The 9980-nt window shown below is 69.0% G+C and carries 11 protein-coding genes and 1 pseudogene; 8 read left to right on the top strand and 4 right to left on the bottom strand.

Features of this window, described 5'->3' with window-relative positions:
* From AB0I35_RS25805 to AB0I35_RS25790, 4 genes and pseudogenes are all read left to right on the top strand, one after another.
* Positions 1-468, top strand: a pseudogene (locus AB0I35_RS25805) (hypothetical protein); the annotation flags it as partial.
* A 256-nt stretch (positions 469-724) separates the two neighbouring features.
* A complete protein-coding gene (locus AB0I35_RS25800; RefSeq protein WP_357398889.1) occupies positions 725-1735 on the top strand; it encodes a DNA topoisomerase IB in 1011 nt (336 codons plus the stop codon).
* Between the two features lie 34 nt (positions 1736-1769).
* On the top strand, positions 1770-2225 hold the full coding sequence (locus AB0I35_RS25795) for a MarR family winged helix-turn-helix transcriptional regulator (protein ID WP_357398887.1): 456 nt from the start codon (positions 1770-1772) through the stop codon (positions 2223-2225).
* Positions 2218-4023, top strand: coding sequence for a long-chain fatty acid--CoA ligase (locus AB0I35_RS25790; RefSeq protein ID WP_357398886.1), 1806 nt, complete (start codon positions 2218-2220; stop codon positions 4021-4023). The genes AB0I35_RS25795 and AB0I35_RS25790 overlap by 8 nt, the downstream gene beginning before the upstream one ends.
* A 51-nt stretch (positions 4024-4074) precedes the next feature.
* Here the strand turns inward: AB0I35_RS25790 and AB0I35_RS25785 are convergent, their stop codons facing one another.
* On the bottom strand, positions 4075-4365 hold the full coding sequence (locus AB0I35_RS25785; RefSeq protein ID WP_357398885.1) for a hypothetical protein: 291 nt from the start codon (positions 4363-4365) through the stop codon (positions 4075-4077).
* 328 nt (positions 4366-4693) lie between these two features.
* On the opposite strand from AB0I35_RS25785, the gene AB0I35_RS25780 reads away from it, so the two are divergent.
* Positions 4694-6184 (top strand): aminotransferase class V-fold PLP-dependent enzyme, encoded by a 1491-nt coding sequence (locus AB0I35_RS25780; protein ID WP_357398884.1) that lies wholly within the window; start codon positions 4694-4696, stop codon positions 6182-6184.
* 45 nt (positions 6185-6229) lie between these two features.
* Here AB0I35_RS25780 and AB0I35_RS25775 read toward each other — a convergent pair whose 3' ends face one another.
* Complete coding sequence (locus tag AB0I35_RS25775; RefSeq protein WP_357398883.1) at positions 6230-6778, bottom strand: hypothetical protein; 549 nt, start codon at positions 6776-6778, stop codon at positions 6230-6232.
* 163 nt (positions 6779-6941) lie between these two features.
* On the opposite strand from AB0I35_RS25775, the gene AB0I35_RS25770 reads away from it, so the two are divergent.
* Positions 6942-7241, top strand: coding sequence for a DUF1905 domain-containing protein (locus AB0I35_RS25770; RefSeq protein ID WP_357398882.1), 300 nt, complete (start codon positions 6942-6944; stop codon positions 7239-7241).
* A 9-nt stretch (positions 7242-7250) separates the two neighbouring features.
* On the opposite strand, the gene AB0I35_RS25765 is transcribed toward AB0I35_RS25770, so the two are convergent.
* On the bottom strand, positions 7251-7820 hold the full coding sequence (locus AB0I35_RS25765) for a TetR/AcrR family transcriptional regulator (RefSeq protein WP_357398880.1): 570 nt from the start codon (positions 7818-7820) through the stop codon (positions 7251-7253).
* A 95-nt stretch (positions 7821-7915) separates the two neighbouring features.
* On the opposite strand from AB0I35_RS25765, the gene AB0I35_RS25760 reads away from it, so the two are divergent.
* Positions 7916-8638, top strand: coding sequence for an alpha/beta hydrolase (locus tag AB0I35_RS25760; RefSeq protein ID WP_357398879.1), 723 nt, complete (start codon positions 7916-7918; stop codon positions 8636-8638).
* 94 nt (positions 8639-8732) lie between these two features.
* Positions 8733-9161 carry a helix-turn-helix domain-containing protein gene (locus tag AB0I35_RS25755; protein ID WP_357398878.1) on the top strand — a complete coding sequence of 143 codons (429 nt, stop codon included), beginning with the start codon at positions 8733-8735 and terminating at the stop codon, positions 9159-9161.
* Positions 9162-9166: 5 nt separating this feature from the next.
* Here the strand turns inward: AB0I35_RS25755 and AB0I35_RS25750 are convergent, their stop codons facing one another.
* Complete coding sequence (locus AB0I35_RS25750; protein ID WP_357398876.1) at positions 9167-9862, bottom strand: type 1 glutamine amidotransferase domain-containing protein; 696 nt, start codon at positions 9860-9862, stop codon at positions 9167-9169.
* Positions 9863-9980: the final 118 nt, after the last annotated feature.

Here is a 9980-nt window from a genome sequence, read left to right as displayed (position 1 = left end):
CCCGGGAATCCGCCGGAACCGCAAGCTCCTGCCCCGCAATCCGTCCCCGCGGCCCCTGCCCCGGACGCTCCCGCACCCGCCCAGCCGGCAATTCCCCAGCCGGACGCGGGCGAATCCGGCGCCGCGCCAGGTGGTGGAGCACCCGGTGGCGGCGCGCCAGGCAGCGGCGCACCACCGGTCGAATCAGGCCCCGGCGGTGACTCACCCTCTTCACCGGCCCCCGGTGGAGCGGCTGATCCGCCCGCCGCGCCCGCACCCGGCGGCGGCCCGGCGGCCCCCGCCCACGACGTCACACCGACCAGCGACACCGGCCTCCTCCCCGACCCGAACCTCCTCTCGGTGATCGGCGGTCTGCTGGCGCTCGGGCTCGCCGGCGGCGGTTCGGCCGCGGTCAGTTTCCAGGGCGCCGCCCAGGCGCAGGCACGTGTCGACGCCGCCCGAGCCGAGTTCTTCGGCTCACGGGCGTGATGCCGGGTCCCACCCGGAATCGGGCGGCTCGTTTAGATGGTCCTGCGCGTGGAATGACCGCAAGTAGCTCGCGTGCCGGCACACCGACGTCGGCATTCCGCTGCTGACCTCGACCCCACCTCCCGATCCCTCGACCCCTTGCCCGTTCACCCTCAACAACTTCGGCCTCGAATTCCGCGTGGAATCCCGGCACGATGCGCCGATCCTGAACAGGTCGATGTCCTGACCCGATCGGCGGCAACGAACAGGAGGTTTCGTGCGATTACGGCGAAGCACTCCCTACGGCCCGGGGATCCGGCGAGTCGCCCGGGGTCGTGGCTTCTCGTACCTGACCACCGACGGCGAACGAGTCTCGGACGAAGACCTGCTCGAGCGGATCAACGGCCTGGTGATTCCGCCCGCATGGCGCAAGGTGTGGATCTGCCCGCACACCAACGGTCATCTCCAGGCGATCGGTGTCGATGCCGCCGGCCGCCGCCAGTACCTGTATCACGAGCAGTGGCGCCGGGAGCGCGACGAGGAGAAGTTCGATCGCGTCCTCGATCTGGCTGCTTGCCTGCCCCGGCTGCGCGACCGGCTGACCGCCGATGTGCGCCGCTCCGGCCTGCACCGGCACCGGGTGGAGGCCGTGGCCATCGGGCTGATCGACCTCGGCGTGTTCCGGGTCGGCGGCGAGGAGTACGCCGAGGAGAACGGCACCCGAGGCGTCGCCACCCTGCTGCGCGAACAGGTGCGCGTCGAGGGCGAGCAGATGCTGTTCGACTACGTCGCCAAGGGCGGCTTGCGTCGTCGCGTCCGGATACACGACACCGAGCTGGCCCGCGCGGTCGCTTCCCTGCGGCGCAGCCGCGCGGATTCGCCCCGGCTACTGGTCTACCGCGACAAGAACGGCTACCGAGAACTGCATGCCGACGACATCAACGCCCGTTTCAAAGCACTCACCGAAACCGACTGCACCGTCAAGGACCTACGGACCTGGCAGGCCACCGTGCTGGCCGCCGAGGGTTTCGCACAGGCCGAACCCCCGACCTCGGCACGTGCGCGCAAGCGGTCCGAACGTGCCGTGATCGCCGAAGTCGCTGCCGCGCTCGGCAATACGCCCGCCGTCGCCCGCGCCTCCTATGTCGACCCGAGGGTCGCCGAATCGTACGCCGACGGGGTGACGATCTCCCGAGCGCTGGGCAGAGCCGCCCGCGCCGCCGAGAACGAGCGCCGAGCGATCATCGAACGGGCAGTACTCCGGCTGCTCCGGCGCGCCGCCCGGTGAACAAGCGGCCACCGGCCGGGGATATAGTTGCGTCATGCAACACCAGTCGGGTGGATGGTCGCCCGAGCTCGTCGCGGTGCACGACGCGCTCACGCAGATCGTCCGCGAAGCCATCGCGGCGCGGCCCGCGTCGGAGGGGATACCGTCGTTCGCGCAGCGATCGGCGTTGTCCTACATCGAACGGAATCCGGGCTGTCGTGCCACCGACCTGGCCGAAGCGTTCGGCGTGCACCGCTCGACGGTGTCACGACAGCTGCGGACCTGCGTCGACGCGGGCTGGGTGGCGGCGGGCGAGGGAAATTCCCGTGCGGGCTACCCGCTGACGCTCACCGCGGCGGGCCGCCGGGCACATCGAGCCGCGATCGAACACGACCTCATGCTGCTCGAGGAGCGGATGAGCGACTGGACCGCCGACGACATCACCGACTTCGCGCACGCCTTGCGGCGATTCCAGCGACCCGACCAGCCCTTTGGAGGCGAGCATGCGTAAGTTCACCACGCCGGCCACGTTCACCATCGCCGAGGACGAGACCATCGTCGGCTCGGTCTACACCCAGGCCGAACAGTTCCCTCGGCGGGTACTGTTCTCCCGTCCCGGCGGGGACGACTGGGTCGACGTCACCGCGGACGAGTTCGCGCGACTGGTGTCCGCGGTGGCGAAAGGCTTGCTCGCCAACGGTATTCAGGCGGGCGATCGGGTGGTCCTCGCGTCGGCGACGCGCTTCGAGTGGACGCTGTTCGATTTCGCGATCTGGGCCGCCGGTGCGGTCACCGTTCCCGTCTACGACTCGTCCTCCGCCGAGCAGGTGCGGTGGATCCTCGAGGATTCCGGTGCGGCTCTCGCCATCGTGGAGACCGCACGGCACAAAGATCTGCTCGCGAACGCACCGGCAACACTGCGACGGTCCCTGGTCATCGACGACGGCGCCGAAGCGCTGCTGATCGCCGAGGGCACCGACCACTCCGACGACCGCCTGCGGGAAAGACTCGACGGTCTGCGCGCCGACGGCCTCGCCTCCCTGGTGTACACCTCCGGCACCACCGGTCGCCCCAAAGGTTGCATGCTCACCCATCGCAACTTCCTGTCGGAGGTGCGCGGCATCCTGACCGCGAGTATCGGTGAGGTCGCCCGCCCGGGACAGCGGATGCTCACTTTCCTGCCGCTGGCGCACGTGCTGGCCAGGGCGGTGTCGCTGGCCGCGTTCGAGGCCGGGATGACGCAGGCGCACTGGGCGGACTTCAAGACCATCACCGATCAGTTCACCCGGTTCCGCCCGCACACGATCCTCGGCGTGCCACGAGTGTTCGAGAAGGTGCGCGACGGCGCCGAGAAGAAGGCACGCGACGGCGGCCGGATCAAGGCGGCCGTCTTCCGGTTCGCCGAGCAGACCGCGGTCCGGTGGAGTGAAAACCTCGACCCCACGGGCGAATTCGCGCGCACGCCCTCGCTGCTGTTGCGTGCCGAGTACGCGCTGTGCGACCGGCTGGTATACACCCCGCTGCGGGCCGCACTGGGTGGTGATTGCGAGTTCGTCATCTCTGGTGGCGGCGCGTTGACGCCTCGGCTCGGGCATTTCTTCCGAGGTGTCGGTGTTCCGGTGTACGAAGGCTACGGCCTCACCGAATCCACCGCCGCGCACTGTGTGAACGTGCCGGGTGCGGTGAAGATCGGCACGGTGGGACAACCGTTGGGCGGCAACGCTGTTCGCATCGCCGAGGACGGCGAGATCGAGGTGTCCGGTGGCGTCGTGTTCGCCGGGTACTGGCGCAGCGCGGAAGCTACCGCCGCCGCGCTGCCCGACGGGTGGTTGCGCACCGGCGACCTCGGCGCCATCGACGACGACGGGTTCCTGTCGATCACCGGGCGCAAGAAGGACCTCCTCGTCACGGCAGGCGGCAAGAACGTCTCCCCCGGCCCGATGGAGGATCGCATCCGTTCGCACGCGCTGATCTCGCAGGCCGTCGTGGTCGGCGACGGTCGCTCGTTCATCACCGCGCTCATCACCATCGACCCGGAGACGTTCACCGGATGGAAGGAAGCGACCGCTCGACCGGCCGAGGCGACCGTCGCCGATCTACGTACGGATCCGGCGCTGCTCGCCGAGGTACAGCAGGCGATCGACGATGCCAACAGCACCGTCTCCCATGCCGAATCCATCAAGAAGTTCGTCGTCCTCGACCGCGACCTGACCGAGGAGTCGGGCGAACTCACCGCCACGCTCAAGGTGAAGCGGCACGTGGTCGCCGAGCGATTCACCGACGAGATCGAGGGCATGTACCGGGCCTGAGAGCCGGTGGGCGTGGGCGACGATCGCATCCCCGACGTCCGCCGACAGCCTTCAGGCGCCGAGCAGGCGAACTTCGCTGTCCAGCAGGGCCGCCTGTTCGGTCAGTGCGGTCGCGTCCGGGTTCGCGCCGAGCCGCCGCTGAACCTCCGCCCGGCTGACGACGACCATCCCGCTCTGCTGGTCCTCTGGTCCCGAGGCGACCCGCACCCGTCCACCTTCGAGAACCAGGCAGGCTTGCGCGTCGTCGGCGCCGAGCAGTTCTCGCAACATGTCGACGGTGACCAAGTCCTCGGCCGCGCTCGCAGGTGAGGGTGTGGTGCCATTTTGCTCGTCAGTTGCCATGGTGTGCGCTTGCCCAGACGGCAACCACCGAAACACCGGCATTCCATCGACCTGCGCACGGGGCGGGAGCGACTCGAAAGGGTCCTGACCGAGGAGCACAATCGGAGGTGGAGAGAGCGTCGAGGTCTGCGGTCCCCGCCGCTCGCTCCACCAGGCAGGAGTGTAGCAATCCTGTTGCCCGACAACCACTTTCGTGTCTCAACTCACCCGTTGAACGGGACGGGATCGCTGAGTTCCCGGACGAGAACCCGTTTCAGCGCCGCGTCGCCTGCGCCGACACGCCTCGCAGCGCGGCGGATCGGCGCGGCGGACCTCTACCCTCTGATCGGTGGCGACCACCCCGCGCGTTGCTCCAGCACACCAGCATGTCCTCGCACCCGTTCCCCCGCATATGACGGCCGCCCAATTCCGGGCACACGGCCGGGCCGTGGTGGACTGGGTGGCCGACTACTGGGAGCGGGTGGAGTCGCTGCCGGTGCGGTCGAGCGTCGTTCCCGGTGAGGTCCGCGCACAACTGACTGCCGAGCCGCCCGAGCTCGGCGAACCGTTCGAGGCGCTGCTCGCCGACATGGATCGGATCGTCGTGCCCGGCTCGACACAGTGGCAGCATCCCGGCTTCCTCGCCTACTACCCGAGCGGCGCGTCGGGCCCGTCGGCGCTGGCCGAGCTGCTGATCTCCGGCCTGGGCATGCAGGGCATGCTCTGGCAGACCGCACCGGCGTGCACCGAGCTGGAACAGCTCGTTCTCGACTGGCTGGCGGGCTTGATCGGGCTACCCGAGCGGTTCACCTTCGCGGGCGGCGGTGGCGGTGTGGTGCAGGACGGCGCGAGCACCGCGATGCTGATCGCCCTGCTGGCCGCCCTGCAGCGGGCGTCGCGCGGACAGGTCGCCCGCACGGGCGTCGAGCGTGGCCGCTACGTCGTCTACACCTCCACCGAAGCGAACTGCGGCTTCGAAAAGGCCACGCGGATAACGGGTCTCGGTTCCAACGCGATCCGCTTCGTCGACACCCGTGCGGACCTGTCGATGGACCCGATGGCGCTGCGTGCCGCGATGGCACACGACGCCGCCGCAGGCCGGATACCCGTCCTGGTGATGGCGACGGTCGGCACCACCTCCACGGGCGCCGTCGACCCGGTTCCCCTCATCGGCGCGGTCTGTCGCGAATTCGACGCCTGGTTGCATGTGGACGCGGCGTACGCGGGCGTGGCCGCGATGTGCCCGGAGCTGCGCTGGATCAACGACGGCGTGGCGGACTTCGCCGATTCCTACGCGACCAATCCGCACAAATGGCTGCTCACCGCCTTGGAATTCGACGCCTGCTACCTCGCCGACCGCTCGGCGTTGACGGATGTGCTGTCGGTACTGCCGGAATACCTGCGCAACAGCGCGACCGAATCCGGCGCCGTGGTGGACTATCGGGATTGGCAACTGCCGGTGGGCCGCCGGTTCCGGGCACTGAAGCTGTGGGCGGTGATCCGCTGGTACGGCGCGTCCGGTTTGCGCGAGCACATTCGCTACAGCGTGTCGGCGGCCCAGCAGTTCGCGGCGTGGGTCGAGGCCGACGACCGGTTCGACTTGCTCGCGCCGCATCCGCTGTCGGTGATCTGTTTCCGCCTGCGCGCCGCCGACGACGTCAACCGGGCCCTGCTGGATGCCGTCAACGCGACGGGCCGGGTCCTGTTGTCGCACACCATGGTTCGCGGGCAGTTCGCACTTCGGGTGGCGATCGGTGGCTGCGCGACCCGCCTCGAACACGTGGCAACAGCATGGCAGCTGGTGAGCGAGTGGGCCGAGCTGGTCGCCGGGCCGAACTGACGCAAGGCGAGCGTCGCCGGCGGGATTCCGGCGACGCTCGCGGTGTCAGTGCACGGTGAACGTGCCGGTCAGCGCCGCTTCGGTGACCCCGGGACAGGTTTGTTCGGTGGTCACGGTGTTGTCGTCGGTGGCCGAGTGCCCGGCGAGCGTGCCGGAGTCGATGGTGATCGGGAAGGTGGCCGGGCCACCGCCCTTGGACTTGGCCTGGTTGCCCGCGGCTTTGCTGCTGGTGGTGCTCGTGCTGCCGTCGGACCAGGTGATGGTGCCCGTGCCCTCGTGGACGGTCACCTTCCCCTCGCAGGAGGCCACCTCGGTGCCCTGCTCCGCCATGCTCACCGGGTACGGCCCACCCTCGTCGACGGCGGACCCCGCGCAGTCGGTGAACTCGGTGGTGGCCGACCATTCGACGCGGGTCGGCTTCTCCCCCAGCCCGTCGCCCGCCCAGGTGACGGTGCCGTTCTGGGTGCAGGTGATGATCGGCTCCGCCTGGTTCACACCGGGTGGCGCGGCGATGCCCGGTGCGGCGAACGGGACGAGCCCGATCGACGCGGTGGCGAGAACAACGGCTCCGGTCAGACGATATCGGGTGAACATTCGTCTCCTCTGTCGTTCCTGCTGGGCTGATGAACGCCCGAGACAGTACTTCGCCGCCGCTCGGCTCCCACCTCACGACTCTCCCCGGGTCCACACCGAGTCGAACCCGCAACAACACCGTTGCCGACCGAAACCTGTCGGTACCCGGCGTTATCCTGCGCGCATGAAGCCGTGGGACTACGAATTCGCCGCCGAGGTCTGGCAGGCACCAGGGGCCACCTGGCATTTCGTCGCGGTTCCCGAGCCGGTCGCCGACGATATCGCCGACCGGCATCCCCGCACCGGACCCGGTTTCGGTGCCGTCCCGGTCACGGTCTCTGTCGGCGCGACCACCTGGTCGACATCGGTGTTCCCGGACAAGAAGCGCGGCACGTACATCCTGCCCATGAAGAAGCCGGTTCTGCGGGCCGAAGAGCTGGCCGAGGGCGATACCGCACACGTGCGGCTGCGCACCGGCCGCTGAGCGAGCCCATCACGCCGGACGCGAGCTCGTCCCGTGCACGATGACACCCACCACCGCGCGCACGTACGACTCGCTGAACCCTTCACCGCGCAGCACGAGATGCGTCCACAACGCACCCGCGAGCAGGTCGACGACGAGCGCCGGATCGAGTCCGGCCGGGATCTCACCCCGTGCGACGGCGCGGTCGAAGATCACCTGCTCGCGTTCGAGGCGATCGCGGAAGAAGCGATACCCCACCGAGGCGAGTTCGGGGCGTGAGGCCGACGCGGACAGGACCGCGGTGACGATGGGTGAGGTGTCCTCGGCGGTCAGCAGCCGGCCGATCTCGAGCCCGAGCGCGGTGAGGTCGCCCGCGAAGCCGCCGGTGTCGGGAATCGAAATGCGCAGGGGCGCGGCCACAGTCAGCGCCGCGGCGAGCAGCGCGTCCTTCGACGGCCACCAGCGGTAGAGCGTTGTCTTGTTGACACCGGACTGCCGGGCGACCGCCTCCATCGTCAGATCGTCGTAGCCGTCGCGGGCCAGCAACTCCAGCGCACAGAGGTAGATGGTTTCGGCTTTTCGCGGGCCCGAGGTCGTCACCGGCCCAACAATACAACGCAACGTTGCGTTGCCCTTCCAGTGGAGGTACCTTTGCAACGCAACGTTGCGTTGCATTAACTGAGGAGGGGTAGCTGATGTCGGATCGTCTACCGGTTGTTTTCGTCCATGGAATTCGGATGAGCGGGGCAGCCTGGACGTTGGTCGCCGACCGCGTCGGCCGGGTGCGCCCTGTCACCACTGTGGACCTGCCCGGCCACGGGCGCCGACGCGGTGAACGGTTCACCGTCGCCGGATCGGCCGAAACCGTGTGCGAAGCGATAGATTCCGTCGGCGGGCGCGCCCTGGTCGTCGGACATTCGCTGGGTGGGTACGTCGGTATCGCCACCGCGGACATGGCTCCGGCGAAGGTGGCGGGGCTCGTGGTCGCGGGTTCGACGTGCGTGCCGACGCGAACGCTGATGACACCGTTCACTGTGATGCATCGAGTGCTGTCGCGGCAGCCCGACGGTGGCCACCGGGCGAGCTCACGCGTGTTCGACCGCGTCCTTCCGCCGACCGTCGCCCGCGCCGTCGAGGCCGCGGGTATCGCGACCGAGGCCATCCCCGATGTCGTCGACGAACTGAGCGAATTCGACGTGCTTGCCGCCCTCGGCTCCTACACGGGGCCGATATCCCTGGTCAACGGCCGCCACGATCACTTCCGCGTGCAGGAGCGCCGATTCCTGCGGCAATGCCGCGACGGCCGCCTGATCGTCGTCGCCGGTGCCGGACACTATCTGCCCCTGATCCACCCGGAACGGTTCACCGAGCCCGTGCTCGAGGCCGCGACAGCGGCCGAGGCCACCTCCAATCGGTAAGCCCGGCTTACCGCTGCGGCGAGAAGATCGTCGTTGTTCCGGGCTGTTCGCGCCGTCAAGCTGGTGCGATACAGCCCGAGGTCAGGAAAATTGGATGCTTCGACACGACGATTTCGATCGGACCGGCGGTGGCACGATGCTGGTCGCCGACCGGTGTGCACCGGATCTGCGCCATGCGGCGTGCGAGGTGCGCGACGTGCTGAACCGGATCGGCGACAAGTGGTCGGTACTGGTGATCACCGAGCTGATCGGTGGGGCACGGCGCTTTCTGCAACTGCACCGGAGCGTGCCCGGCATCTCCCAGCGCATGCTCACGGTGACCCTGCGCCGGCTCGAACGCGACGGCCTGGTGGCCCGCCGGATCTATCCGACGGTGCCGGTGCAGGTGGAGTACACCCTGACACCGGTCGGACGCAGCTTGCTCACGGTCCTCGACGTGGTCGCCGAGTGGTCGGCGCGGCACCGCGCCGAGGTGCTGTCGGCGCGGGCCCGCTGGGACATCACCGCCCGCGCCGACGCCTGACCGGGTCAGGCGAGAGCTTTGAGGACCGCGGCGGCCAGCGGGGCCGAGGAGGCGGGGTTCTGACCGGTGAACAGGTTGCGGTCGGTGACAACGTGCGGCGCCCAGGGTTCGCCCGGGGTGTAGTCGGCACCGAGCGCGACGAGGCGGTCCTCGAGCAACCATTTCGCCTTGTCCGCGAGGCCGGCCTGGGATTCCTCGGCATTGCTGAAGCCGGTGAGTCGGTACCCGGCGAACGGTGAGACGCCCGCATCGCCCGTGGTGGCCAGCAGCGCGGCGGGTGCGTGGCAGACGACGGCCAGGGGCTTGCCCGAGGCGAGGGCAGTGTTGAGGAGTGCGCCCGAATCCTTGTTCACCGCAAGGTCTTCCATCGGGCCGTGGCCGCCCGGATAGTAGACGGCATCGAATTCGGACAGGTCGACATCTTCCAGTCGCACCGGATCGCGCAGTTCCTTCGCGCCCTCGATCACCTCCCTGACGCGCTGCGCACCGGCGGCGCCGCCGTTGACCTCCGCCTCGAGGCTGCCCGTGTCGACGGGTGGCACGACACCACCGGGGGTGGCGACCACGATCTGGTGGCCCGCCCCCGTGAAGGCCTCGTAGGGTGCCACGAATTCCTCGGCCCAGTAGCCGGTGGGGTGCTCGGTGCCGTCGGCCAGGGTCCAGTGATCCGCGCCGGTCATCACGAACAGAAATTTAGCCATCGAAGCTCCTTCGGGCCGAGTGGGGAGACCGCCTGTCGAACGGTTCCGCCACCCGAAGGTAGGCCGGGCCGCATCCGATGACCAATAGGCTTGCCGATATCGGACATCGGAATATCGA

The organism is Nocardia sp. NPDC050378 (assembly GCF_040655675.1).
Taxonomy (GTDB): domain Bacteria; phylum Actinomycetota; class Actinomycetes; order Mycobacteriales; family Mycobacteriaceae; genus Nocardia; species Nocardia coubleae.
Note: the sequence above shows the minus strand (reverse complement) of the source record. Positions and strands in the feature narration are given on the sequence as shown.